The sequence below is a fragment of the Paraburkholderia bryophila genome (assembly GCF_003269035.1).
Classification (GTDB): Bacteria; Pseudomonadota; Gammaproteobacteria; order Burkholderiales; family Burkholderiaceae; genus Paraburkholderia; species Paraburkholderia bryophila.
Genome location: NZ_QLTK01000013.1, coordinates 17,660 through 42,018, shown reverse-complemented (window position 1 = coordinate 42,018; position 24,359 = coordinate 17,660). Strand labels below are relative to the sequence as shown.

Annotated in this window: 36 protein-coding genes; 2 read left to right on the top strand and 34 right to left on the bottom strand. The window is 58.9% G+C overall.

The annotated features are described in order from the left end of the window. Positions 1–37 precede the first annotated feature (37 nt). A complete protein-coding gene (yihA, locus tag BX591_RS19420) occupies positions 38–691 on the top strand; it encodes a ribosome biogenesis GTP-binding protein YihA/YsxC (RefSeq protein ID WP_111932949.1) in 654 nt (217 codons plus the stop codon). Between the two features lie 248 nt (positions 692–939). Next, positions 940–1,938 (top strand): porphobilinogen synthase, encoded by a 999-nt coding sequence (gene hemB, locus BX591_RS19415; protein ID WP_111932948.1) that lies wholly within the window; start codon positions 940–942, stop codon positions 1,936–1,938. A gap of 312 nt (positions 1,939–2,250) precedes the next feature. Here the strand turns inward: hemB and BX591_RS19410 are convergent, their stop codons facing one another. From BX591_RS19410 to fusA, 34 genes are all read right to left on the bottom strand, one after another. Further along, positions 2,251–3,447 (bottom strand): PDZ domain-containing protein, encoded by a 1,197-nt coding sequence (locus tag BX591_RS19410; protein WP_167444585.1) that lies wholly within the window; start codon positions 3,445–3,447, stop codon positions 2,251–2,253. A gap of 302 nt (positions 3,448–3,749) precedes the next feature. Further along, positions 3,750–5,624, bottom strand: coding sequence for a protein-disulfide reductase DsbD (gene dsbD, locus BX591_RS19405; RefSeq protein WP_111932946.1), 1,875 nt, complete (start codon positions 5,622–5,624; stop codon positions 3,750–3,752). Beyond that, entirely contained in the window at positions 5,617–5,949 is a 333-nt protein-coding gene (cutA, locus tag BX591_RS19400; protein WP_111932945.1) for a divalent-cation tolerance protein CutA, read from the bottom strand. The genes dsbD and cutA overlap by 8 nt, the downstream gene beginning before the upstream one ends. A 223-nt stretch (positions 5,950–6,172) precedes the next feature. Continuing rightward, complete coding sequence (gene rplQ, locus BX591_RS19395; protein ID WP_111932944.1) at positions 6,173–6,565, bottom strand: 50S ribosomal protein L17; 393 nt, start codon at positions 6,563–6,565, stop codon at positions 6,173–6,175. A 169-nt stretch (positions 6,566–6,734) separates the two neighbouring features. After that, entirely contained in the window at positions 6,735–7,712 is a 978-nt protein-coding gene (locus BX591_RS19390; RefSeq protein WP_111932943.1) for a DNA-directed RNA polymerase subunit alpha, read from the bottom strand. 124 nt (positions 7,713–7,836) lie between these two features. After that, positions 7,837–8,460 (bottom strand): 30S ribosomal protein S4, encoded by a 624-nt coding sequence (gene rpsD / locus BX591_RS19385; protein ID WP_027800372.1) that lies wholly within the window; start codon positions 8,458–8,460, stop codon positions 7,837–7,839. A gap of 147 nt (positions 8,461–8,607) precedes the next feature. Then, positions 8,608–9,012 (bottom strand): 30S ribosomal protein S11, encoded by a 405-nt coding sequence (gene rpsK, locus BX591_RS19380; protein ID WP_006052224.1) that lies wholly within the window; start codon positions 9,010–9,012, stop codon positions 8,608–8,610. Between the two features lie 28 nt (positions 9,013–9,040). Continuing rightward, complete coding sequence (gene rpsM / locus BX591_RS19375) at positions 9,041–9,406, bottom strand: 30S ribosomal protein S13 (protein WP_012434566.1); 366 nt, start codon at positions 9,404–9,406, stop codon at positions 9,041–9,043. Between the two features lie 42 nt (positions 9,407–9,448). After that, the gene (gene rpmJ / locus BX591_RS19370) at positions 9,449–9,565 is read right to left on the bottom strand and encodes a 50S ribosomal protein L36 (RefSeq protein ID WP_004199844.1); all 117 of its coding nucleotides are present in this window, start codon (positions 9,563–9,565) and stop codon (positions 9,449–9,451) included. A 20-nt stretch (positions 9,566–9,585) separates the two neighbouring features. Continuing rightward, on the bottom strand, positions 9,586–9,804 hold the full coding sequence (gene infA, locus BX591_RS19365) for a translation initiation factor IF-1 (protein ID WP_004521905.1): 219 nt from the start codon (positions 9,802–9,804) through the stop codon (positions 9,586–9,588). An 8-nt stretch (positions 9,805–9,812) separates the two neighbouring features. Further along, positions 9,813–11,159: a preprotein translocase subunit SecY gene (gene secY / locus BX591_RS19360; protein ID WP_035554756.1), complete on the bottom strand. Its 1,347-nt coding sequence runs from the start codon at positions 11,157–11,159 to the stop codon at positions 9,813–9,815. A 48-nt stretch (positions 11,160–11,207) separates the two neighbouring features. Then, positions 11,208–11,642 (bottom strand): 50S ribosomal protein L15, encoded by a 435-nt coding sequence (rplO, locus tag BX591_RS19355; protein WP_111932942.1) that lies wholly within the window; start codon positions 11,640–11,642, stop codon positions 11,208–11,210. A gap of 29 nt (positions 11,643–11,671) precedes the next feature. Continuing rightward, positions 11,672–11,854: a 50S ribosomal protein L30 gene (gene rpmD, locus BX591_RS19350; protein ID WP_007180126.1), complete on the bottom strand. Its 183-nt coding sequence runs from the start codon at positions 11,852–11,854 to the stop codon at positions 11,672–11,674. Positions 11,855–11,864: 10 nt separating this feature from the next. Next, positions 11,865–12,383 (bottom strand): 30S ribosomal protein S5, encoded by a 519-nt coding sequence (gene rpsE, locus BX591_RS19345; RefSeq protein ID WP_006052219.1) that lies wholly within the window; start codon positions 12,381–12,383, stop codon positions 11,865–11,867. Positions 12,384–12,397: 14 nt separating this feature from the next. Beyond that, on the bottom strand, positions 12,398–12,763 hold the full coding sequence (rplR, locus tag BX591_RS19340; RefSeq protein ID WP_006052218.1) for a 50S ribosomal protein L18: 366 nt from the start codon (positions 12,761–12,763) through the stop codon (positions 12,398–12,400). A gap of 12 nt (positions 12,764–12,775) precedes the next feature. Beyond that, positions 12,776–13,306: a 50S ribosomal protein L6 gene (gene rplF, locus BX591_RS19335; RefSeq protein ID WP_074281989.1), complete on the bottom strand. Its 531-nt coding sequence runs from the start codon at positions 13,304–13,306 to the stop codon at positions 12,776–12,778. 18 nt (positions 13,307–13,324) lie between these two features. Further along, complete coding sequence (rpsH, locus tag BX591_RS19330) at positions 13,325–13,720, bottom strand: 30S ribosomal protein S8 (RefSeq protein WP_006052216.1); 396 nt, start codon at positions 13,718–13,720, stop codon at positions 13,325–13,327. 14 nt (positions 13,721–13,734) lie between these two features. Beyond that, positions 13,735–14,040 carry a 30S ribosomal protein S14 gene (gene rpsN / locus BX591_RS19325; RefSeq protein ID WP_006052215.1) on the bottom strand — a complete coding sequence of 102 codons (306 nt, stop codon included), beginning with the start codon at positions 14,038–14,040 and terminating at the stop codon, positions 13,735–13,737. A 7-nt stretch (positions 14,041–14,047) separates the two neighbouring features. Then, a complete protein-coding gene (gene rplE / locus BX591_RS19320) occupies positions 14,048–14,587 on the bottom strand; it encodes a 50S ribosomal protein L5 (protein WP_111932941.1) in 540 nt (179 codons plus the stop codon). 17 nt (positions 14,588–14,604) lie between these two features. Continuing rightward, positions 14,605–14,913 carry a 50S ribosomal protein L24 gene (rplX, locus tag BX591_RS19315; protein ID WP_035554751.1) on the bottom strand — a complete coding sequence of 103 codons (309 nt, stop codon included), beginning with the start codon at positions 14,911–14,913 and terminating at the stop codon, positions 14,605–14,607. Between the two features lie 9 nt (positions 14,914–14,922). After that, positions 14,923–15,291, bottom strand: coding sequence for a 50S ribosomal protein L14 (gene rplN, locus BX591_RS19310; RefSeq protein WP_006052212.1), 369 nt, complete (start codon positions 15,289–15,291; stop codon positions 14,923–14,925). A 290-nt stretch (positions 15,292–15,581) separates the two neighbouring features. Further along, positions 15,582–15,854 carry a 30S ribosomal protein S17 gene (rpsQ, locus tag BX591_RS19305; protein WP_007180129.1) on the bottom strand — a complete coding sequence of 91 codons (273 nt, stop codon included), beginning with the start codon at positions 15,852–15,854 and terminating at the stop codon, positions 15,582–15,584. Further along, positions 15,851–16,045 carry a 50S ribosomal protein L29 gene (rpmC, locus tag BX591_RS19300; RefSeq protein ID WP_007180130.1) on the bottom strand — a complete coding sequence of 65 codons (195 nt, stop codon included), beginning with the start codon at positions 16,043–16,045 and terminating at the stop codon, positions 15,851–15,853. Before rpmC ends, rpsQ begins: the two co-directional genes overlap by 4 nt. 10 nt (positions 16,046–16,055) lie before the next feature. Then, positions 16,056–16,472, bottom strand: a complete 417-nt coding sequence (gene rplP / locus BX591_RS19295; RefSeq protein ID WP_013340739.1) for a 50S ribosomal protein L16 — start codon at positions 16,470–16,472, stop codon at positions 16,056–16,058. A gap of 2 nt (positions 16,473–16,474) precedes the next feature. Continuing rightward, on the bottom strand, positions 16,475–17,272 hold the full coding sequence (rpsC, locus tag BX591_RS19290) for a 30S ribosomal protein S3 (RefSeq protein ID WP_035554750.1): 798 nt from the start codon (positions 17,270–17,272) through the stop codon (positions 16,475–16,477). Between the two features lie 11 nt (positions 17,273–17,283). Continuing rightward, positions 17,284–17,616, bottom strand: a complete 333-nt coding sequence (gene rplV / locus BX591_RS19285; RefSeq protein WP_197070230.1) for a 50S ribosomal protein L22 — start codon at positions 17,614–17,616, stop codon at positions 17,284–17,286. A gap of 7 nt (positions 17,617–17,623) precedes the next feature. Next, the gene (gene rpsS, locus BX591_RS19280; protein ID WP_035554748.1) at positions 17,624–17,899 is read right to left on the bottom strand and encodes a 30S ribosomal protein S19; all 276 of its coding nucleotides are present in this window, start codon (positions 17,897–17,899) and stop codon (positions 17,624–17,626) included. A gap of 10 nt (positions 17,900–17,909) precedes the next feature. Continuing rightward, on the bottom strand, positions 17,910–18,737 hold the full coding sequence (gene rplB / locus BX591_RS19275; RefSeq protein ID WP_035554746.1) for a 50S ribosomal protein L2: 828 nt from the start codon (positions 18,735–18,737) through the stop codon (positions 17,910–17,912). Positions 18,738–18,739: 2 nt separating this feature from the next. Then, positions 18,740–19,054 carry a 50S ribosomal protein L23 gene (gene rplW, locus BX591_RS19270; RefSeq protein WP_007180135.1) on the bottom strand — a complete coding sequence of 105 codons (315 nt, stop codon included), beginning with the start codon at positions 19,052–19,054 and terminating at the stop codon, positions 18,740–18,742. Next, on the bottom strand, positions 19,051–19,671 hold the full coding sequence (gene rplD / locus BX591_RS19265; protein ID WP_007180136.1) for a 50S ribosomal protein L4: 621 nt from the start codon (positions 19,669–19,671) through the stop codon (positions 19,051–19,053). Before rplD ends, rplW begins: the two co-directional genes overlap by 4 nt. Next, the gene (rplC, locus tag BX591_RS19260) at positions 19,671–20,330 is read right to left on the bottom strand and encodes a 50S ribosomal protein L3 (protein WP_074301417.1); all 660 of its coding nucleotides are present in this window, start codon (positions 20,328–20,330) and stop codon (positions 19,671–19,673) included. Before rplC ends, rplD begins: the two co-directional genes overlap by 1 nt. 201 nt (positions 20,331–20,531) lie before the next feature. After that, positions 20,532–20,843 (bottom strand): 30S ribosomal protein S10, encoded by a 312-nt coding sequence (gene rpsJ / locus BX591_RS19255; protein WP_006998489.1) that lies wholly within the window; start codon positions 20,841–20,843, stop codon positions 20,532–20,534. Positions 20,844–20,969: 126 nt separating this feature from the next. After that, positions 20,970–22,160 (bottom strand): elongation factor Tu, encoded by a 1,191-nt coding sequence (gene tuf / locus BX591_RS19250; RefSeq protein ID WP_111932934.1) that lies wholly within the window; start codon positions 22,158–22,160, stop codon positions 20,970–20,972. 48 nt (positions 22,161–22,208) lie between these two features. Further along, positions 22,209–24,311 (bottom strand): elongation factor G, encoded by a 2,103-nt coding sequence (gene fusA / locus BX591_RS19245; RefSeq protein WP_111932940.1) that lies wholly within the window; start codon positions 24,309–24,311, stop codon positions 22,209–22,211. Between the last annotated feature and the right edge of the window lie 48 nt (positions 24,312–24,359).

Sequence of the window (24,359 nt, the reverse complement as noted above, 5' to 3'; positions counted from 1 at the left end):
CTCCGGGTTCCCCGGCGTCTCGAATACCGGCCTGATCATGTCCTTCCTGCTCCACCAATCCCGCTTTTTCACGACGGTCAATCACTTGCGTGATCTGCCGGCCACCGCGCAACCCGAGATCTGCTTTGCCGGGCGCTCGAATGCGGGCAAGTCCACGGCCATCAATATCCTGTGCAACCAGAAGCGCCTCGCGTTCGCCAGCAAGACGCCGGGCCGCACGCAGCACATCAATTATTTCTCGGTGGGCAAGGAAGACGAGCCAACCGCGTATCTGGTCGACCTGCCGGGATACGGCTACGCGGAAGTGCCGGGCGCAGCCAAGGCGCACTGGGAGGCGCTGCTGTCCACCTATCTGCAATCGCGCTCGCAATTGCGCGGCATGATCCTGATGATGGACTCGCGCCGCCCGCTGACGGATCTGGACCGGCGCATGATCGAGTGGTTCGCGCCGACCGGCAAGCCGATCCACACGCTGCTCACGAAATGCGACAAATTGACGCGTCAGGAAAGCGTGAACGCGTTACGCGCAACGCAGAAAGGCCTGGCTGAATATCGTACCGCCGGCTATCGGGGCGAGTTGACCGCCCAGTTGTTCTCGGCGCTCAAACGCGTTGGGATCGATGAAGCGCACGAGCTGGTTGAAAGCTGGCTGATCCCTAATGCGGCGGGCGAAGCGGACGCCGCGCAATAATCCCTGCGGCTGCCGGGAGCAAGGCCAGACGGCTTTTCCGGCCGCCCATAAAAAAACCCGCCGCTTTAACGGCGGGTCAAACAGCCTAATCGAAAAAACGACAGGCACCCGCTCAGGGAGGAGAAGCGGGGAGGTCAGCGCAGGGCGCCTTGCTCGATCGGTATGATATACCATTGTCTCGAAAAGTTTCCGGGAGCGGAGGCAGGCGTTACTTGCCCACTCCACACATCCACGATCTTCGAGTCGATATGAGCTTTTATCCGCACTACCGTCCGCGCCGCATGCGCCGTGACGATTTCTCGCGTCGCCTGATGCGGGAAAACATCCTCACCACCAACGACCTGATCTACCCCGTGTTTGTCGTCGAAGGCACCAACGTGCGGCAAGCCGTACCGTCGATGCCGGGCGTCGAGCGCGTGTCCGTCGATCTGCTGATGGGCGTGGCCGCAGAATGCGTCGAGCTGGGCGTGCCCGTGCTGTCGCTGTTTCCGGCGATCGAACCCACGCTGAAAACGCCCGACGGCCGCGAAGCAACCAATCCTGCCGGTTTGATTCCGCGCGCGGTTCGCGAACTGAAGAAGCACTTCCCCGAGCTCGGCGTGCTGACCGACGTGGCGCTCGATCCGTACACGAGCCACGGGCAGGACGGCGTGCTCGACGAAAACGGTTACGTGATCAACGACGAAACCGTCGAGATCCTCGTCGAACAGGCGCGTGTGCAGGCTGAAGCGGGCGTCGATATCGTCGCGCCGTCGGACATGATGGACGGGCGCATCGGCGCTATCCGCGAGATGCTCGAAAGCGAAGACCATGTCCATACACGGATCATGGCTTACGCGGCCAAGTTCGCCTCGGCGTTTTACGGCCCATTCCGCGACGCTGTGGGTTCTGCGACGAACCTGGGCAAGAGCAACAAGATGACCTACCAGATGGACCCGGCCAATTCGAATGAAGCGCTGCGCGAAGTGCAAGCGGACATCAACGAAGGCGCGGACATGGTGATGGTCAAGCCGGGCATGCCGTATCTGGATATCGTGCGTCGCGTGAAAGACGAGTTCCAGTTTCCGACGTACGTGTATCAGGTGAGCGGCGAGTACGCGATGCTGAAAGCGGCCGCGCAGAACGGCTGGCTCGATCACGACAAGGCGATGATGGAATCGCTGCTGGCGTTCAAGCGCGCTGGCGCGGACGGCGTGCTGACCTATTTCGCGCTGGATGCCGCGAAGATTTTGCGTTCGCAGAAGTGAGTTGATGCGGCTGCGCTTTTGGCGTGCGCTTTTGGCGTGAGCTTTTGGCGTGAGCTTTTGGCGTGAGCTTGTTGGCGTGAGTTAAGGCAGGGAGAAAAACGGAGGCGCGGCTTTGGTCGCGCCTCCGTTTTTTTGGGGCGGCTTTGCGCTCTGCGCAGCACGCTCTGGGGGAGCGATGAGCGCTGTGGGTATCGTGGGTATTGTCGGACCCTTGCAGGTGCACGCGCGTCGCGACGCTGCCATTAGGCGCTTGCTCGCAATTCGCCATGCGCCAGCCTCCTCGCCGCAACCCGCTTGTCCGCCCGGCGCCGGCTAGTCGGCCTCGACCACGATCGCCTTGCGCTCGACACGTAACTCAAGTTGCCGCGACTCTCGCTCGATCCCCAGCGTCACCGTGGTGGAAGGCTGACCCCGAATCAACGCGGTGATCTGTTCGAGCGACATCGCCGCAGTGGACTGCCCGTCGATGCTCGTGATGCGATCGCCGGGCTTCACGCCAGCGAGTTGCGCCGGCGCCCCTGGCATCACTGCGCGCACCAACGCGCCCGTGTCGTTCACCGGCCTCGCAATGCCGACTCCGATGCCTACCAGCGACTGCGTCGCCGCTGGCAGGCGTAGCCATTTATGCGGCATACCGCTGTCGCAGTCGTTACACCGCAGTGAACCGTCCGCCTCGCGCTGGAAGCGCAACAGCGGCTTCGCAGTCGATGCGCATCCCCGTACTTCAGACATGCCGCGCAGTACCAGGCCATGCTCGCTCTGGCAGGCGCGCAACGTATTGGGCATGGCAGGCAACTGCGGCCCCACCAGGATGCCGAACGACACGTAGGCAATATCGCCCTTCACCACGACTGCCGGTTGCGCGGGTTCAAGCAGTTGCCCTTTGCGCCATGCGTCCCACGCCGTTTTCAGATCCGGATACGGTGCCGCCACGTAGGTACCATTCAGCGGACCGTTCGGATTCGTGGCGCGTTCCCGTAGTCCAGGCGGCAAGACGATGCTCGGCAGATATCGGGGCGCGGCGTCCTCGCCTCGCAACTGCCCATTGCCGAACGTGAGCACGAACAACTTGCCGTCACGTTCGGCGAGGGCTTGCCCGGATTCGTCGAAATCGCCTATCGCGTCGTAGCTCGGGGACTTTGCCGGACGGCCATCGCCCTGGACGAAGCTGATTCGATCGTCTCTGCGCACCTGAATCAGGCCGATGCTGTCGAGCGTGCCGGTTTTGACGCTTTGATACACGAACGGCAGCACGACCTTGCCCGTTTTCGCGTCCAGCAGTCCGTATTCCGAGCCGAGCCGGGCTTCGGCGAGATCGGGAAAATTGTCGTGTTGTTCAATTTCGAGATCGTCGTAGCCAGTGGCGGTGAGGGGCTTGCCGTTCTGGTAGAGGTAATACTTGCCGTCGCGCTGGATCACTTCCGGGGCGGACGTTGAAGTGGTTGCGTTGGGCGATTCGGTCGGAACGGTCGATTCGCTCGCGGCAAAAGCCTGAGATGTAAACAGCACTTGCGCCAGCAGAAGGGCGACCGTCAGCGCCCCGGCAACTTTTGACGACTTCCCACAGCGGTGGTGACGCGCGGCGTTGTTTGTTTTCCTGGAGCGCATCGGTTCGTCCTTGGTCGGGTGACGCGGTTGCCTTTTCACTTTGACGTGCAGACGTTCTCGGATTCCGCGTGTTGCGACTGCACCTGAACAGAATTCGCGTGAGCGTTACGGGAGTCGAATCTGACAGCGCGGCAGGCAATTCGACGCCCTTGCGTGCCACCGGCCACGCCACGCGTGGAACTCATCAAGCTGCGCCAGTCAGCTCACGCCCCCGGCGCGCTCGCCCGGTCCAGGCTGCGCAAGAACTTATCCGCGGACTCGTACCCAACCACGCGCAGCACTTCCTTTCCGGCCTGATCGAAGAAAATAATGCCGGGAGGGCCAAATAGGCTGAAACGCTTGAGCAGCATTTGATCGTCCGAATTGTTCGCGGTAACGTCCGCGCGCAGCAGATTCATCTGCTTCAATTTGGCCTGGACACGCGGATCGCTGAAGGTGAACTTCTCCATCTCCTTGCAGCTGACGCACCAATCAGCATAGAAGTCGAGCATGGCGGGTTGAGCGGCCGTTTTAACGGCCTGGTCGAGCTCAGTCGAAGAGCGGACCGTCGCGAACGTCAGATCGTCCTGAGGCGCCGTACCAGGCTTATTGGACGCATTCGCGACAGACGCCTGCTCACCGCGCGCGGCCAACACGGCAAGCGGCCGCAGCGGGTCGGACGATCCAGCCGCCAGGCCGACCAGCAGCACCGCAGCCCAGATAGCAAGCGCCGCACCGAAACCCCGGCTCAACCGACGCCAGACCGAGGTGTCCACGCCCGGCGCCGAGAACAGCCCGAGCGACGCCGCGGCGATCAGCAGCCAGAGCGCACTCAACAGCATGGTTGCGGTCGCGCCGAGCACCGGCCAGACGATCCACAGCGCAGCCGCGAGCAACACCACGCCAAAGAAGACCTTGACGCCATCCATCCACGCGCCGGCTCGCGGCAACAGCGTGCCGGCGCCCAGCCCGAGGATCAGCAACGGCACGCCAAGGCCTAGGCCCATCGAGAACAGCGCCGCGCCGCCGAGCACCGCGTCGCCGGTATGCGCGATGAACGCGAGCACGGCGAACAGCGGCGCCGTCATACAGGCGCCGACCACCAGCGCCGACAACGCGCCCATCACGGCGACCGCAGCGAACTTGCCACCCGAGCGCCCCGTCGATGCACGCGACACACCGTCCTGCCAACGCTGCGGCAACGCGATGTCAAAGCCCGCGATCAGTGTCAGCGCGAAAATCGTCAGCAGAACACCGAACGCGCCGAGCACCCAGGGATTCTGCAGCCACGCCCCGAGACTCTGCCCGACCATCGCAGCAGCAACGCCCAGCGCGGTGTACACAAGCGCCATGCCGATCACATACGCCAGCGACAAAGCAAAGCCCCGAGCGCGCGTCACTCGCGCTCCCTCACCGATGATGATCGCCGACAGGATCGGAATCATCGGATACGAGCACGGCAGCAAGCTGAGCACCGCGCCGGCGACGAAATAAAGCCCGATGATCGCGAAGAACCCACCGCCTTGCAGCAGCGACTGCGCATAATCCGCGCTCGTGGCGCGCTCATACCAGGGCGTGCCGGCGGCTGCCGCCGATTGCTGCGCGGCGGCTGGAGCCGCCGTGCTCGCGGCTGCCTGCAACGCATCACCGCTGACGTGGTAAACGCGTTCCATCGGCGGGTAGCAAATGCCGGCATCAGCACAGCCTTGTGACGTCACGGCCAGATCAAAAGGGCCGGCCGCCTGTTTGATCGGGATGCGTATCGTCAACTCGTTACGATACGTCTCGACATTCTTGTTGAAGGTCTGATCGAACTTGACGTGTCCAGCCGGCAATTGCGGCTCACCGATCGTGGCCGTCCCATTACGGGTCGCGAAGGCAAAGCGCTCACGGTACATGTAGTAGCCGTCCGCGATCTTGTAGGTCACGTCGACCTCGCCCGGTTTCTCCGTCGCGCTGAATTTGAACGCAACGGCCGGGTCCAGAAAGTCGTCTGCCGCGCGGGCCAACGTGCCGAACTGAACGAGGACGAGGCTGGCGAGCAGCAGAAGTACGGTGTGCAGCGCCACGCGCGCACGCCGGTCAAGACCGTTAAACATGGAGGGGACGTTGGGTTTCAGCGGTGATCCACTGGCCGTAGGCGGCCGATGCCGTCGCTTGCCACGAGAGGATTTCCGGCGTGTCGTAGGGATGGTGTGTGCGAATGTACTGCTCGAGTTCCACCGCACGCGCGGCACTGGTCTTGAACAGCAACTGGATCTCTTGCGCGGACTCGATCGTGCCCTGCCAGTGAAAATTGGACTGCACGGCGCCTAGCTGCGTGACACAGGCGCATAGCCGCGCGGCCAACGCGTCCGTAGCAAGTTTCTGAGCAACGGCCGCATCCGGAACCGTTGTCAGAATCAAGGTCACACTCAGGCTCACAACAGGCTCCGGCGACGCACGATTCAGGTGCCGATATCGTATCACCTAGCCCCACGCTCTCGCAGACGAGACCACGGCGAACAGAGGACCCCGGGGTGTTTGGTCGCAAGGATATCGAGGACCCCGGGGCGTTTGGTCGCAAGGATATTGATCCAGCCGGCTTTCGGCTCCCGAAAACAAAAAAGCCAGGCCCGGCGCCTGGCTTTCTTTTGATGCTAAAAGCTTACTCAGCTTCTTGCACTTCAACTTCTTCAACTTCCGGACGGTCGAGCAGTTCGACCAGTGCCATCGGCGCATTGTCGCCATTGCGGAAGCCGAACTTCAGCACGCGCAGGTAGCCGCCCGGACGGGTAGCGTAACGCGGGCCCAGAACTTCGAACAGCTTCGTGACCGAATCACGATCGCGCAGGCGATTGAACGCCAGACGACGATTTGCCAGCGACGGCTTCTTGCCGAGCGTGATCAGCGGCTCAACAACTTTACGGAGTTCTTTTGCTTTCGGCAGCGTGGTCTTGATGATTTCGTGCGCGATCAGCGAGTTGGACATATTACGGAGCATTGCCAGACGGTGACTGCTCGTGCGGTTCAGTTTCCGCAAACCATGACGGTGACGCATGTTAATTCCTTCGATTCAGAGTTTTGGTCCAGCTCTTCTATCGCACTCGCTTCACCCGAAGGTATGAGTGCACGGGCCGGTAGTGAAAAAAGACAAGACGCGGATTTTAAAGGAAAATCCGCGTCTTTGCCAGTGCAGCAGCGGGTTCTGTCCCGGTATGACTCTCGACTTACTTGTCCAGACCTGCCGGCGGCCAGTTTTCGAGCTTCATGCCAAGCGTCAAACCACGCGACGCCAGTACTTCCTTGATTTCGTTCAACGACTTGCGACCCAGATTCGGGGTCTTGAGCAGTTCGTTTTCCGTGCGCTGGATCAGATCGCCGATGTAGTAAATGTTCTCGGCCTTCAGGCAGTTCGCGGAACGAACCGTCAGTTCGAGATCATCGACCGGACGCAGCAGGATCGGATCGATCTGCGGCGCACGCGACGGCGCTTCCGCCGTTGCTTCGGTGCCTTCCAGAGCAGCAAACACGGACAGTTGATCGACCAGAATGCGAGCCGATTGGCGGATCGCTTCTTCCGGCGAGATCACACCGTTCGTTTCGATGTTCATCACAAGCTTGTCGAGGTCGGTACGCTGTTCGACGCGAGCGCTTTCAACGGCGTAGCTCACGCGGCGAACCGGCGAGAACGACGCGTCCAGCACGATACGGCCGATGATCTTGGCCGACTCTTCGCCATAACGACGGACATTGCCCGGCACATAGCCGCGGCCCTTTTCGACCTTGATCTGAACGTCGAGCTTACCGCCCTTCGACAGATGCGCAATCACGTGATCCGGGTTGATCACCTCGCAATCGTGTGCGAGTTCGATGTCGCCAGCGGTGACTACGCCTTCGCCATCCTTGCGCAGCGTAACCGTCACTTCGTCACGGTTATGCAGCTTGAAGACCACGCCCTTCAGGTTCAACAACAGGTTGACCACATCCTCCTGCACACCGTCGAGCGTCGAATATTCATGTACGACGCCTGCGATCGTCACTTCGGTCGGTGCATAGCCGATCATCGACGACAACAGCACGCGCCGAAGCGCGTTACCCAAGGTGTGGCCGTAACCGCGTTCAAACGGTTCCATGACCACTTTCGCATGGCTCTCGCCAAGCGATTCAACTGCGATGATCTTGGGCTTCAACAAACTGGTTTGCATAGGTTTTCCTTTTCAATACCCTCGGCTCGTTACACCGATAAGGCTGACCGGTAACAACCTGAAAATAAACAGCCGAGACGCCCCCTTGCGCAACGCAATCGGGGTGCCCCGGCCATTAATCCGATTACCGCGAATACAATTCGACGATCAGGCTTTCGTTGATATCGCCAGCGATGTCGCTGCGTTCCGGCTTCGACTTGAACGTGCCTTCGAACTTCTTCGAATCCACAGCGACCCAGCTCGGCAGACCGCCTTGCTCAGCCAGCGACAGCGCTTCGAGAATACGCGCTTGCTTCTTTTTCTGTTCGCGCACGGCAACGACGTCGCCTGCCTTCACTTGCATCGACGGGATGTTCGACACGACGCCGTTCACCGTGATCGCCTTGTGGCTGACCAGCTGACGCGCTTCAGCACGCGTCGAGCCGAAGCCCATGCGATACACGACGTTGTCCAGACGCGATTCGAGCAACTGCAGCAGGTTTTCACCCGTGTTGCCCTTCAGGCGATCGGCTTCAGCGAAATAACGACGGAATTGACGCTCGAGAACGCCATAGATGCGCTTCACTTTTTGCTTTTCGCGCAGCTGCGTGCCGTAATCGGACGTACGTGCACCCGAAGTGCGGCCATGTTGACCAGGCTTGCTGTCAAGCTTGCACTTGTCAGCGAGCGAACGACGGGCGCTCTTCAGGAAGAGGTCAGTGCCTTCACGGCGGGACAGCTTGGCCTTAGGGCCGATATAACGTGCCACGTTGATTCCTTCTATGATTAATCACGTAAGTGCTTGCACTCACGCTAGTTCGAACCCTTTGGGTCGAACGGTGGGCTTAGTCAGTTCAATAGCACAAGCGGCCTGCCGCCGCACAGGGCGGCAACAGGCGCTCGTAAAATCGGCGTCTTAGATACGACGACGCTTCGGCGGACGGCAGCCGTTATGCGGGACCGGAGTCACGTCGGAGATCGCGGTGATCTTGATGCCAAGACCATGCAACGCGCGCACCGCCGACTCACGGCCAGGACCGGGACCCTTGATCCGCACTTCGAGGTTCTTCACGCCGTATTCCATCGCCACGCGACCCGCCGATTCGGCTGCCACCTGAGCTGCAAACGGGGTCGATTTACGCGAACCCTTGAAGCCTTGACCACCCGACGTTGCCCAAGCAAGTGCATTGCCTTGGCGATCGGTGATCGTGATGATGGTGTTGTTGAACGACGCGTGAACGTGAACCACGCCCTCGGCGACGTTCTTCTTGACCTTCTTGCGAACGCGTTGCGCCGCGGAGTTGTTCGAAGCCTTAGCCATTACGTTTTCCTGTAACTGTCAGTTCCGCTTACTTCTTCAGCGATTGCGCTGCACGACGCGGACCCTTGCGCGTACGGGCATTCGTACGCGTACGTTGGCCGCGCAGGGGCAAGCCCTTACGATGCCGCACGCCACGGTAGCAGCCGAGATCCATCAGGCGCTTGATGTTCATCGTCGTTTCACGGCGCAGATCGCCTTCAACGATGAACTTGCCGACTTCTTCACGCAGCTTTTCGAGGTCTGCGTCGTTCAGGTCCTTGACCTTCTTCGAAAATGCCACACCAGCAGCGACGCAAATGTCGCGCGAGCGCGTGCGGCCGACACCATAAATAGCCGTCAGGCCGATTTCGGTATGCTGGTGATTCGGGATGTTAACCCCTGCGATACGAGCCATTGTTTTTCCTCAAACAAAAAGCGCTAGCAAAAAGCGTGGCGTTCAGCCTTGACGCTGTTTGTGGCGCGGATCAGAGCTGCAAATCACGCGCACAACGCCTTTGCGCTTGATGATCTTGCAATTGCGGCAAATGCGCTTAACCGATGCCATCACTTTCATGATATTACCCTTTTTTCAAATCACTTCGCCCGGAACACGATCCGCGCACGCGACAGATCGTAAGGCGTCAATTCAACCGTCACCTTGTCGCCCGGCAAGATTCGGATGTAGTGCATCCGCATCTTGCCGGATATGTGTCCCAATACGACATGGCCGTTTTCCAGCTTCACCCTGAAGGTAGCGTTAGGCAGGTTTTCGATGACTTCACCCTGCATCTGGATAACATCGTCTTTGGCCATAAGTCCTTTCAACGCATCGGGACGCCGCCGCCTTTGAAATTAGCCTTCTTCAGCAGCGATTCATACTGTTGCGACATAACGTACGACTGCACCTGCGCCATGAAATCCATTGTGACGACGACAATGATCAGCAGCGACGTTCCACCAAAATAAAACGGCACGTTCCAGCGCAGTACCAGAAACTCGGGCAGCAGACAAACAAACACGATATAGATCGCACCGGCCAGCGTTAGACGCGTAAGGATGCGGTCAATGTATCGCGCCGTTTGATCGCCCGGGCGGATGCCTGGGACGAAAGCGCCACTCTTCTTCAGGTTGTCGGCCGTTTCTCTGCTGTTGAACACCAACGCGGTGTAAAAGAAACAGAAAAAGACGATCGCCAACGCGTACAACAACACGTACACGGGTTGACCGGGCTTAAGAGCTTCGGCCACGTTGTGCAGCGTGTCTGCGAACCAGCTGGTACGCGACCCCGAACTAAACCAGTTCAGGATGGTTGCCGGGAAGAGAATGATCGACGATGCAAAGATCGGCGGAATCACACCCGACATGTTCAACTTCAGCGGCAAATGCGAGGACTGTCCGCCGTAAATCTTGTTGCCGACTTGCCGCTTGGCGTAATTCACAAGAATCTTGCGCTGGCCGCGCTCAATGAACACCACCAGATACGTCACTGCAGCAATCAGCGCGACCACGATAATCGCCGAGATGATGCTCATCGAACCGGTTCGCACCAGTTCGAAAAGACCACCGATCGCGTTCGGGAAACCGGCCGCAATACCACCGAAAATGATGATCGAGATACCGTTGCCAAGCCCCCGCTCCGTGATCTGCTCACCCAGCCACATCAGGAACATTGTGCCAGTCACCAGCGTCACGACCGTCGTCAAACGAAACACCATCCCCGGATCGATCACTAGGCCCGGCTGATTTTCCAGTGCGACGGCAATGCCGAATGCTTGGAACGTCGCCAGCAGAACCGTGAAGATACGCGTGTACTGCGTAATCTTCCGCTGTCCCGCCTGCCCTTCCTTTTTTAACGCCTCCAGCTGCGGCGACACAATCGCCAGCAGCTGCATGATGATCGACGCCGAAATGTACGGCATGATCCCCAGCGCAAAAATCGTGAACCGCGAAAGCGCACCACCCGAAAACATGTTGAACATGCCAAGGATGCCGCCAGACTGGCTTTGGAACAACTTTGCCAGTTGGTCCGGGTCAATACCCGGCACCGGAATATGCGCGCCGATACGATAGACGATCAACGCCAGCAGCAAAAACACTGCTCGCCGACGCAGATCGCCAAACTTCGCCGCGCCGCGACCGGGTTTTGCGAGACTCGGACTGTTAGCCAAGTACCTTCTCCGATGCTAATGCTAGTGACGGCAAAATCGACTTGCGCGTTACTCGGCGAACGAGCCGCTGGCTGCTTCGATAGCAGCGCGCGCACCCTTCGTCGCACCCAGACCCTTCACAACGACCTTGCGCTTCAACTCGCCGGTTTTGATGATCTTGGCACTCGTGATCATCTCGCCAATCAGGCCGGCTTGTTTCAGAGCCAACAGATCGATTTCGTCGACCGGCAGCTTCTCGAGATCAGAGAGGCGCACTTCACCAACGAATTCCTTCGTCAGCGAGGTAAAGCCACGCTTCGGCAGGCGACGCTGCAGCGGCATTTGACCGCCTTCGAAGCCAACCTTGTGAAAGCCGCCCGAACGCGACTTCTGACCCTTGTGACCACGGCCGGCGGTCTTGCCTAGGCCGGAGCCGATGCCGCGACCAACGCGACGCTTTGCGTGCTTCGCGCCTTCAGCCGGCTTCAGGTTATTCAATTCCATTATCAACTCCTTGAGTCCTGGTCAGCCGCTTAGCTGATGACCTTAACGAGGTACGAAACCTTGTTGATCATGCCACGCACAGCCGGCGTGTCCTGCAACTCGCTAACCGAGTTGAGTCGGCGCAGGCCCAAACCACGCACCGTTGCACGATGCGTTTCACGGGTGCCGATCAGGCTCTTGACGAGCTGGACCTTGACAGTTTTATCAGACATGGTGTCCACCTTAGCCCAGAATATCTTCGACGGACTTGCCGCGCTTCGCCGCGATATCACCCGGCGTCGACTGCTTGCGCAGACCGTCGAGCGTTGCACGAACGAGGTTATACGGGTTCGTCGAACCGTGGCTCTTGGCCACAACGTTCTGCACGCCCATCACGTCGAACACTGCGCGCATCGGACCGCCAGCGATCACACCAGTACCGTCCTTGGCCGGAGCCAAGAGGACCATCGATGCGCCGTGCTTACCGTGCACTTCGTGTTGCAGAGTCCCGTTCTTCAACGGCACCTTGAACATGTTGCGGCGAGCCTGTTCCATCGCCTTCTGAACAGCAACCGGCACTTCCTTCGCCTTGCCCTTGCCCATACCGACGCGGCCATCACCGTCGCCAACCACGGTCAGAGCGGCGAAACCGAGAATCCGGCCACCCTTCACGACCTTGGTCACGCGATTGACCGAAATCATTTTTTCACGAAGGCCGTCGTCGCGTTCGTCAGCCTGAACTTTCGCTTGCATCTTTGCCATGACGAATTCTTCCCTTAGAACTTGAGTCCGGCTTCGCGCGCCGCATCAGCCAGCGCTTTCACGCGGCCGTGGTAACGGAAACCCGAACGGTCGAAGGCGACGGATTCGATGCCGGCAGCCTTAGCCTTTTCTGCAATGCGCTTACCAATCAGAGTAGCAGCAGCGACGTTGCCGCCCTTGCCCGTCTGATCAGCGAGTTGCGCACGCACTTCGGCTTCGAGCGTCGACGCGCTAGCGAGCACCTTGGTGCCGCAAGGCGAGAACACTTGCGCATAGATGTGCGTGTTCGTGCGATGCACGGCGAGACGCGCGACCTGCAGCTCAGCGATCTTGATACGCGTCTGACGAGCGCGGCGCAGGCGAGATTGAGTCTTATCCATGATTGCGCACCCTTACTTCTTCTTCGTTTCTTTGAGGATCACAACCTCGTTGGCGTAACGCACACCCTTGCCCTTGTAGGGCTCCGGCGGGCGATAGCCGCGCACTTCTGCAGCGACCTGGCCAACTTGTTGCTTATTGATCCCCTTGATCACGATTTCGGTTTGCGTCGGGGTTTCAGCCTTGACGCCTTCCGGCATCTGGTGCACCACGGGGTGCGAGAAACCCAGCGACAGGTTCAGCTTGTCGCCTTGCGCCTGTGCGCGGTAACCGACGCCAACCAGCGTCAGCTTGCGCTCGAAACCCTTCGTCACGCCGTTCACCATGTTCGCAACCAGTGCGCGCATCGTGCCCGACATCGCATTCGCTTCGCGGCTTTCGTCAGCCGGCTCGAATTTCAGCGTGCCGTTGTCGTTCACCACCTTCACAAGGCTGTTAGCAGCCTGCGAAATCGTACCCAGCGGACCCTTGACGGTAATGCGTTCGTCGCTCAGGGCCACTTCTGCGCCTTGCAGCGCGATCGGGCTTTTACCTACTCGAGACATGTTTCTCTCCTTTCGGCCTTAAGCGACGTAGCAGATGACTTCGCCGCCAACGCCCGTTGCACGCGCCTTACGGTCCGTCATCACGCCCTTCGGCGTCGACACGATTGCCACGCCGAGGCCATTCATGACCACCGGGATGTCGTTGCGGCCGCGGTACACACGCAGACCAGGCTTCGAGACGCGCTCAATGCGCTCGATCACCGGACGGCCAGCGTAGTACTTCAACACGATGTTCAATTCAGATTTCGCACCTTCGGACTTCACTGCGAAATCATCGATATAGCCTTCGTCCTTAAGGACTTGCGCAATCGCAACCTTGACTTTCGACGAGGGCATAGTCACCGAGACTTTCTCAACCATCTGCGCATTGCGGATGCGAGTCAGCATATCGGCGATAGGATCACTCATGCTCATTTACGTTTCTCCTATTACCAGCTCGCCTTGGTCAGGCCAGGGATCTCGCCGCGGAACGCGATTTCGCGAATCTTGTTACGCGCCAGCCCGAATTTACGGAACGTACCGCGCGGACGACCGGTAATTGCGCAACGATTGCGCTTACGGGTCGGGTTAGAGTTGCGCGGCAGTTGTTGCAGTTCCAGACGTGCTGCGTAATGCTCTTCGTCCGACTTGCTCATATCGCCAATGATCGCCTTCAACTCCGCACGCTTGGGAGCATACTTAGCAGCGAGGCGAGCACGCTTCTTTTCACGTTCGATCAGTGCCAGTTTAGCCACGGTAACCTCAGTTTCTGAACGGGAACTTGAAGCTGGCGAGCAGAGCCTTTGCTTCGTCGTCGGTCTTCGCAGTCGTCGTGATGCTGATGTTCAGCCCACGCAGTGCGTCGATCTTGTCGTAGTCGATTTCGGGGAAAATGATCTGCTCTTTCACACCGATGTTGTAGTTGCCACGACCATCGAACGCACGACCCGACACGCCACGGAAGTCGCGCACACGGGGGAGCGCAACCGTCACGAAACGATCCAGAAATTCGTACATTGCCTGACCGCGCAACGTCACCATTGCACCGATCGGATAGCCTTGACGGATCTTGAAGCCAGCGATTGCCTTGCGTGCCTTCGTGATCACCGGCTTCTGGCCTGCGATCTTCGTCAGGTCGCCGACGGCGTTTTCGATGATCTTCTTGTCAGCGACCGCTTCGCCAAGACCCATGTTCAGGGTGATCTTGGTGATACGCGGCACTTCCATCACGGACTTGTAACCGAACTTCTCGATGAGGCCGGGTACAACCTTGTCTTTGTAAAACTCTTGCAAACGAGCCATTTTTTTACTCCGCAGCGTCAGGCGCTCAGCTCGGCACCGGTCGTTTTAAGGAAACGGACTTTCTTGTCTCCTTCGACCTTGATGCCTACACGCGACGCCTTGCCATTCGCGTCGACCAATGCGACGTTCGAAATTTGCAGCGGCATCGTCTTGGCTTCCACACCGCCCGTCGTACCCTTCATCGGGTTCGGCTTGACGTGTTTCTTGACGAGATTGATGCCCTCGACAATAACTTTGCTTTCGCCAACGGACAGCACGACGCCGCGCTTGCCTTTATCTTTGCCGGTGATGACGATAACTTCGTCACCTTTGCGAATCTTGTTCATCGCGACTCCTTACAGCACTTCAGGTGCCAGCGAAACGATCTTCATGAATCGTTCGCTGCGCAACTCGCGCGTGACAGGCCCGAAAATACGGGTGCCAATAGGTTCGAGCTTGGCATTCAACAACACGGCGGCGTTGCCATCAAACTTGATCAGCGAGCCGTCTTGACGGCGCACGCCCTTGGCGGTGCGAACCACCACGGCGTTATAAATCTCGCCTTTCTTCACGCGCCCGCGCGGCGTTGCTTCTTTGACGGTCACCTTGATGATGTCGCCAATGCTGGCATAACGACGCTTCGAGCCGCCGAGCACCTTGATGCACATGACTTCACGTGCACCCGTGTTGTCGGCCACTTCAAGCCGAGTTTCGGTCTGGATCATGGTTTATCTTTCCCAACTTAATCCGGCCACACCACCATGGCGTACCCGGTCAGTCTTGGTCCCGTCAGCCAATCGGCTGCTTGGGTATGAACAGCAGCGACGGCAAACGAAACCCGCCATCGCAATCCGGTGAATCCTACGGAGCGGACTGGCGCCCGAACCGCTTCCCCCACCAACTTCGCCCGCGACGGGGCTCCCATAAAAGAGGGAAGACCGAGATCATATCACATAACCTCGGTCTTGCAAGCGAAACTTACTGCGATTTCAATTACTTCTACAACTTTGCGGCGTCAGATGACGCGAGCAGCCTCGACCAAGCGAGCAACAACCCAGGCCTTCGTCTTCGAAATCGGACGTGTTTCCTGGATTTCAACGAGGTCGCCCTCGTTGTACGTGTTCGCGTCGTCGTGCGCGTGGTACTTCTTCGAACGCACAACGTATTTGCCGTAGATCGGGTGCTTCACGCGGTGCTCAACCAGCACGGTGACCGTCTTGTCCATCTTGTTGCTGACGACCTTGCCGACCAGCGTCCGCTTGAGCGAGGTTTTTACGCTATCGTTCATTTCTGGTTCGCCTTCTCAGTCAGGACGGTCCGCACACGTGCGATGTCGCGACGAACCTTCTTCAGCTGGCTCGTGTTCGTGAGCTGCTGGGTCGCGAGTTGCATGCGCAGGCCGAATTGCGCCTTCAACAGGTCCGACAGCTCCTTGTTGAGCGCGGCCTGATCTTTCTGGTGAAGTTCGGAAGCCTTCATCATTTGCTCCTTAGGCGCCGAGCTGACGCACGATAAACGTCGTCTTAAGCGGCAGCTTAGCTGCAGCCAGACGGAACGCTTCGCGTGCCAGCTCTTCGGTTACGCCGTCCATTTCGTACAGCATCTTGCCCGGTTGAATCTCTGCGACGTAGTACTCAGGGTTACCTTTACCGTTACCCATCCGTACTTCAGCCGGCTTATGCGAGATCGGCTTGTCCGGGAAAATGCGGATCCAGATACGGCCACCACGCTTGATGTGACGCGTCATTGCACGACGCGCTGCTTCAATCTGGCGTGCAGTCAAGCGACCGCGACCGATAGCCTTCAGGCCGAACTCACCGAACGACACTGCGTTACCGCGGGTGGCGACACCGGTGTTACGACCCTTCTGTTCTTTGCGATACTTTCTGCGTTTCGGTTGCAGCATCGTTATTCTCCAGTCTTACCGTCACCGCCAGCACGACGAGGAGCGCCACGGCGTGCACCTGCCGGACCACCACCTTCACCATCGCGACGCGGACGGCGATCGCCACCCGGACGTGCATTGCGGCGCGGACGCTTTTCTTCGGCGACTTCTTCAACCACCGGTGCATCGTTGCGGCCGAGCGTATCGCCCTTATAGACCCACACCTTCACACCGATGATGCCGTACGTCGTCTTCGCTTCCGAAGTTGCGTAGTCGATATCAGCGCGCAGCGTATGAAGCGGCACGCGACCTTCGCGATACCATTCCGTACGAGCGATTTCGATACCGTTCAGGCGGCCTGCGCTCATGATCTTGATGCCTTGAGCACCCAGCCGCATTGCGTTTTGCATTGCACGCTTCATTGCGCGGCGGAACATAATCCGACGCTCAAGCTGTTGCGTGATCGAATCGGCGATCAGTTGCGCATCGGTTTCCGGCTTACGAATTTCTTCGATGTTGACGTGGACCGGAACGCCCATGCGGCGTTGCAGTTCCGACTTCAGCAGTTCGATATCCTCGCCTTTCTTACCGATGACGACACCCGGACGCGAGCTGTAAATCGTGATGCGCGCGTTTTTTGCCGGACGCTCGATAACGACGCGGCCAACTGAAGCGTTTTTCAGCTTCTTCTTCAGGTATTCACGAACACCGATGTCTTCCTGCAACATTGCCGCAAAATTGTTGTTGTTCGCGTACCAACGCGACGCCCAATTGCGGCTGACGGCCAAACGGAAGCCAGTCGGATGAATTTTCTGTCCCATCGTATGACCCCTTAATTCCCGACCGTCACAGTGATGTGACAGGATTGCTTCTCGATGCGGTTACCGCGGCCCTTAGCGCGCGCAGTAAAACGCTTCAGCGAGGCAGCCTTGTCGACCATGATGCTCGTTACCTTGAGCTCGTCGATATCAGCGCCTTCGTTATGCTCCGCATTCGCGATCGCCGACAGCACAACCTTTTTCACGATTCCCGCAGCCTTCTTCGGCGAGAACGTCAGAACGTTCAGCGCCTTGTCGACCGGCAAACCGCGGATCTGGTCAGCCACAAGGCGCGTTTTCTGCGCCGAGATGCGGGCACCGCGATGAATTGCTTTCACTTCCATCATGAGCCCCTTATTTCTTAGCCTTCTTGTCGGCTGCATGACCCTTGAACGTACGGGTCAGTGCGAACTCGCCAAGCTTGTGGCCGACCATGTTTTCCGAAACATACACCGGAACGTGTTGACGGCCGTTGTGGACGGCGATCGTCAGACCGATGAAATCCGGGAGGATCGTCGAGCGACGCGACCAGGTTTTGATCGGCTTCTTATCCCGCGAAGCTGCTGCCGCCTCAACTTTCTTCAGCAAATGGGCGTCGCAGAACGGACCTTTTTTTACAGAACGTGCCATTGCCTACTCCTTAACGCTTGTGACGGCGCTGGACGATCATGCTCGTCGTGCGCTTGTTGCTGCGGGTGCGATAACCCTTCGCAGGCGTGCCCCACGGGCTCACCGGATCGCGACCTGCAGCCGTCTTGCCTTCACCACCGCCATGCGGGTGATCGACTGGGTTCATTGCAACGCCACGCACCGTCGGGCGGATACCGCGCCAGCGGTTCGCGCCAGCCTTACCGATTTGACGGAGGCTATGCTCTTCGTTGCCAACTTCACCAATCGTCGCGCGGCATTCAACGTGAACGCGGCGGATTTCACCGGAGCGCAGGCGGACCTGTGCGTAGATGCCTTCACGAGCCAGCAACATCGCCGACGTACCTGCAGAACGCGCCATTTGCGCACCCTTGCCCGGCAACATTTCGATGCAGTGGATCGTCGTACCGACCGGAATGTTGCGGATCGGCAGCGTGTTACCAGCGCGGATCGGCGCTTCGGAACCCGACATCAGTTGTTGACCGACGGTGAGACCCTTCGGAGCAATGATGTATCGGCGCTCGCCGTCTGCGTACAGAACCAGCGCAATGTTCGCGCTGCGGTTCGGATCGTACTCAAGGCGCTCGACCTTCGCTGCGATGCCGTCCTTGTTGCGACGGAAATCGACAACACGATAGTGATGCTTGTGACCACCACCCTTATGACGCGTGGTGATGTGGCCGTTGTTATTACGGCCGGCGGTCGAGGATTGCGCGTCGAGCAGCGGTGCGAACGGCTTGCCCTTATGCAGATCCTTGTTGACCACCTTGACCATCGCGCGGCGACCCGGCGAAGTCGGCTTAACTTTAACGATTGCCATGATTACTTGGCCTCCGCTTCAAAGTTGATTTCCTGGCCGGGCTTCAGGCAGACATAGGCCTTCTTCACGTCCTTGCGCTTGCCCATGAAGCGACCAAAGCGCTTGGCTTTGCCCTTCGAGACCAGCACGTTGACGGAATTGACTTCCACCTTGAACAGCAGCTCGACTGCAGCTTTCACTTCCTGCTTCGTAGCATCGGGCGCGACTTCGAACACAACTTGCTCGTTCTTGTCGGCCACCAGCGTCGCCTTTTCGGAGATCACCGGCGCGAGCAGGACCTGCATCAAACGATGATCGTTCTTGCGAATCTCGCTCATGACAGCAACTCCTCGATCTGGGCGACCGCAGCCTTCGTGATCAGGATCTTCTTGAAGTAGATCAGCGACAGCGGGTCGGCGTAACGCGGCTCGACAACTGCCACGTGGGCGAGGTTGCGCGACGCGAGGTACAGGTTTTCGTCAACCGTATCGGTAATCACCAGCACGGAGTCGAGACCCATCGCCTTGAATTTTTCGGCCAGCAGCTTCGTCTTCGGCGCTTCGAGCGTCAGCTCGTCGACCACCGAGATGCGGCCTTCGCGGGCCAGCTGCGAGAAGATCGAGCAGAGACCTGCGCGATGCATCTTCTTGTTAACCTTGTGCGAAAAGTTTTCTTCCGGCGAATTCGGGAAGATACGGCCACCGCCGCGCCACAACGGGCTCGACGACATACCGGCACGAGCGCGGCCCGTACCCTTCTGGCGCCACGGCTTCTTGGTCGTGTGCTTGACTTGCTCACGATCCTTCTGCGCGCGGTTGCCGCTACGCGCATTCGCCTGGTACGCAACCACGACCTGGTGAATCAGGGCTTCGTTGTAATCGCGACCGAACACGACGTCCGACGCGCTAACGCCTGCACCTTCCTGACCATTGGCATTCAGGAGCTTAAGTTCCATTATTTCGCTCCTTTCACGGCACGAGTCTTCACGGCCGGCGTAACGAATACCTTGCCGCCCTTCGCACCCGGAACGGCGCCCTTGACCAGCAACAGCTTGCGGTCAGCGTCGATACGAGCGATCTCGAGGTTTTGCACCGTTACCGTGTCGTCACCCATGTGACCGGTCATGCGCTTACCCGGGAAAACGCGACCCGGATCTTGCGCCATACCGATCGAACCCGGCACGTTGTGCGAGCGCGAGTTACCGTGCGATGCACGGCCGGATGCGAAGTTGTACCGCTTGATGGTACCGGCATAGCCCTTACCAATCGACACGCCTTGCACGTCGACTTTCTGGCCTACTTCGAACAGCTCGGGACCGACCACGGTGCCGTTCGACAACTCGGCGGCCTTAGCGGCATCGATCTGGAATTCTTTGAGGATTTCACCGGCTTGAACACCGGCTTTGGCGAGATGACCGGCCAACGGCTTCGTCACGCGCGATGCACGGCGCGTACCGAATGCAACCTGCACGGCCGTGTAGCCGTCGGTTTCAACAGTCTTGATCTGCGTCACGCGGTTGTCGGACACGTCCAGCACGGTAACGGGAATCGAATCCCCTTCTGCCGTGAAGATACGGGTCATGCCAACCTTGCGACCTACGAGTCCAAGGCTCATCGTTTTCTCCATTCCCGACTGCGATTGGTCGGGGCTAATTTACAAAATGCCGGCGCCGTTTCGGGCATGAATCCATGCTGCAGCACACCGACTTTTTTGCGCAAATGCGCGAAAAGCCCACTATTATAGCGAGGCCTTTCGTTTTCCGCAAGCAATCAATGACTTAGCGTTGCCCTGCGGACTAGGCAACCGCTGGAAGCCTTATTGCAGCTTGATTTCGACGTCTACGCCAGCCGGCAGATCAAGCTTCATCAGTGCGTCGACAGTCTTGTCCGTCGGGTCAACGATGTCCATCAGACGTTGGTGCGTACGGATTTCGAGCTGATCGCGCGACGTCTTGTTGACGTGCGGCGAACGCAGGATGTCGAAGCGCTGGATGCGAGTCGGCAGGGGCACCGGACCACGAACGATCGCGCCAGTGCGCTTTGCCGTGTCGACGATTTCAGCTGCCGATTGATCGATCAGGCGATAGTCGAAAGCCTTCAGGCGAATGCGGATTTTTTGGTTCTGCATGACAATTCCTTGGAAAGAGCGAGGCGGTATTGCGCCGCCAGATAGCAAAAGAACGTAGAGCCGGGCGCCCGCTGTGGGCCGGCGCCCGGCTCCGGGCACCACTTACTGCAAGTTCAACCCGCGATTTTACTCGAGGATCTTGGCAACCACACCAGCGCCGACCGTACGGCCGCCTTCGCGAATTGCGAAACGCAGACCTTCTTCCATCGCGATCGGGTTGATCAGCTTCACCGTGATCGACACGTTGTCGCCCGGCATGACCATTTCTTTGTCCTTCGGCAGCTCGATCGAGCCCGTCACGTCCGTCGTACGGAAGTAGAACTGCGGACGATAGTTGTTGAAGAACGGCGTGTGACGACCACCTTCGTCCTTGCTCAGCACGTACACTTCAGCCGTGAAGTGCGTGTGCGGGTTGATCGAACCCGGCTTCGCCAGAACCTGGCCACGCTCCACGTCTTCACGCTTCGTGCCGCGCAGCAGGATACCAACGTTGTCGCCTGCCTGGCCCTGGTCGAGCAGCTTGCGGAACATTTCCACGCCCGTGCAGGTCGTCTTCACCGTCGGTTTGATACCGACGATTTCGATTTCTTCGCCGACCTTCACGATGCCGCGCTCAACGCGACCCGTCACCACCGTGCCACGACCCGAGATCGAGAACACGTCTTCCACCGGCATCAGGAACGCGCCGTCAACTGCGCGTTCCGGCGTCGGGATGTACGTGTCCAGCGCGTCGGCCAGGTTCATGATCGCCACTTCGCCCAGCTCGCCCGTGTCGCCTTCCAGCGCCAGCTTGGCCGAACCCTTGATGATCGGCGTGTCGTCGCCCGGGAAGTCGTACTTCGACAGGAGTTCGCGAACTTCCATCTCGACCAGTTCCAGCAACTCAGCGTCGTCCACCATGTCGCACTTGTTCAGGAACACGATGATGTACGGAACGCCAACCTGACGCGCCAGCAGGATGTGCTCGCGCGTTTGCGGCATCGGGCCGTCTGCAGCCGAGCACACCAGGATCGCGCCGTCCATCTGCGCTGCGCCCGTGATCATGTTCTTCACATAGTCAGCGTGGCCCGGGCAGTCGACGTGTGCGTAGTGGCGGTTAGCCGTTTCGTACTCGACGTGCGCCGTGTTGATCGTGATACCACGTGCCTTTTCTTCCGGCGCCGCGTCGATCTGGTCGTATGCCTTTGCTTCGCCGCCAAACTTCTTGGTCAGAACCGTCGTGATCGCTGCCGTCAGCGTGGTCTTGCCGTGGTCAACGTGACCGATCGTGCCGACGTTCACGTGCGGCTTGGTCCGTTCGAATTTACCTTTAGCCATGTTTCTCTTCTTTCAAAAAGTTAATCGTTGAATGACTTTGCCGCGCGATTACTTCGACTTGGCGTTGATGATCGCTTCCGACACGTTGCGCGGTGCTTCAGCGTAGTGCTTGAATTCCATCGTGTACGTTGCACGACCTTGGCTCAGCGAACGCAGCGACGTCGAGTAGCCGAACATTTCCGACAACGGGACTTCGGCACGAACGATCTTGCCGCCGCCAATCATGTCTTCCATGCCCTGAACAATACCGCGCCGGCCCGACAAGTCGCCCATCACGTTGCCCATGTAATCTTCGGGCGTTTCGACTTCAACAGCCATCATCGGCTCAAGGATGACCGGCTGAGCCTTGCGCATTGCTTCCTTAAACGCCATCGAACCGGCCATGCGGAACGCATTTTCGTTCGAGTCAACGTCGTGGTACGAACCGAACGTCAGGTGAACCTTCACGTCAACGACCGGGAAGCCTGCCAGCACGCCAGCCTTCAGCGTTTCCTGGATACCCTTGTCGACTGCCGGAATGTATTCACGCGGAATCACACCACCCTTGATCTCGTCCAGGAATTCGTAGCCCTTGCCTTGCTCATTCGGCTCGAGCGTGATGACCGCGTGACCGTATTGGCCGCGACCACCCGACTGCTTGACGAACTTGCCGTCCACGTCTTCCGCCTTGCCCCGGATCGTTTCGCGGTAAGCCACTTGCGGCTTGCCAACCGTTGCTTCGACGCCGAACTCGCGCTTCATCCGGTCGACCAGAATTTCCAGGTGGAGCTCGCCCATACCCGAAATAATGGTTTGGCCCGATTCTTCGTCCGTTTGAACGCGGAACGACGGATCTTCCTGAGCCAGACGATTCAACGCCAGCCCCATCTTTTCCTGGTCAGGCTTCGTCTTCGGCTCAACCGCCTGCGAAATCACCGGCTCCGGGAAAATCATGCGCTCGAGCACAATCGGGTGCAGCGGATCACACAGCGTGTCGCCCGTCGTTGCATCTTTCAGGCCAACGGCAGCAGCGATGTCGCCTGCGTGCACTTCCTTGATTTCTTCACGCTGGTTTGCGTGCATCAGCAGAATACGACCGAGACGTTCCTTCTTGTCCTTGGTCGCGTTCAACAGCGTGTCGCCCGACTTCGTCGTGCCGGAGTAGACACGGAAGAAGATCAACTGGCCGACAAACGGGTCGGTCATGATCTTGAATGCGAGCGACGAGAACTTCTCGTCGTCAGCTGCGCGACGCTCAGCCTTTTCACCGTTTTCAAGCTCACCCGTGACCGGCGGAATGTCGATCGGCGACGGCAGGAAGTCGAGCACGGCGTCCAGCATCCGTTGCACGCCCTTGTTCTTGAACGCGGTGCCACACAGCATCGGTTGGATTTCGCAAGCGATCGTACGGTCGCGCAGGCCTTTGACGATTTCAGCTTCCGTCAATTCGCCTTCTTCGAGGTACTTGTTCATCAGCTCTTCGCTCGACTCAGCGGCAGCCTCGACCATCTTCTCGCGCCATTCGTTGCACGTGTCGACGAGTTCTGCCGGGATGTCTTCGTACGAGAACTTCGTGCCTTGGGACGCTTCGTCCCAAATGATCGCCTTCATCTTCAGCAGATCAACCACGCCGGTGAACGTTTCTTCAGCGCCGATAGGCACCACGACCGGAACCGGGTTGGCCTTCAAACGCAGCTTGAGCTGATCGTAGACCTTGAAGAAGTTCGCGCCGGTACGGTCCATCTTGTTGATGAACGCGAGACGGGGAACCCGGTACTTGTTAGCCTGACGCCACACGGTTTCCGACTGGGGCTGCACGCCACCCACAGCGCAGTACACCATGCACGCGCCATCGAGCACGCGCATCGAGCGCTCAACTTCAATCGTGAAGTCGACGTGGCCCGGGGTGTCGATGATGTTGATACGGTGCTCAGCGCGGTCGCCGGCCATGCCTTTCCAGAACGCCGTGGTAGCAGCGGACGTGATCGTGATGCCGCGTTCCTGCTCCTGCTCCATCCAGTCCATGGTCGCAGCGCCGTCGTGAACTTCACCAATCTTGTGGTTCACGCCGGTATAGAACAGGATGCGCTCGGTCGTCGTCGTTTTGCCGGCGTCGATGTGAGCGCTAATACCGATGTTACGGTAGCGCTCGATAGGTGTCTTGCGAGCCACTTTGATCCTCTATTGGGATGACGCGATGCGAGAAAATACCCATCGCGC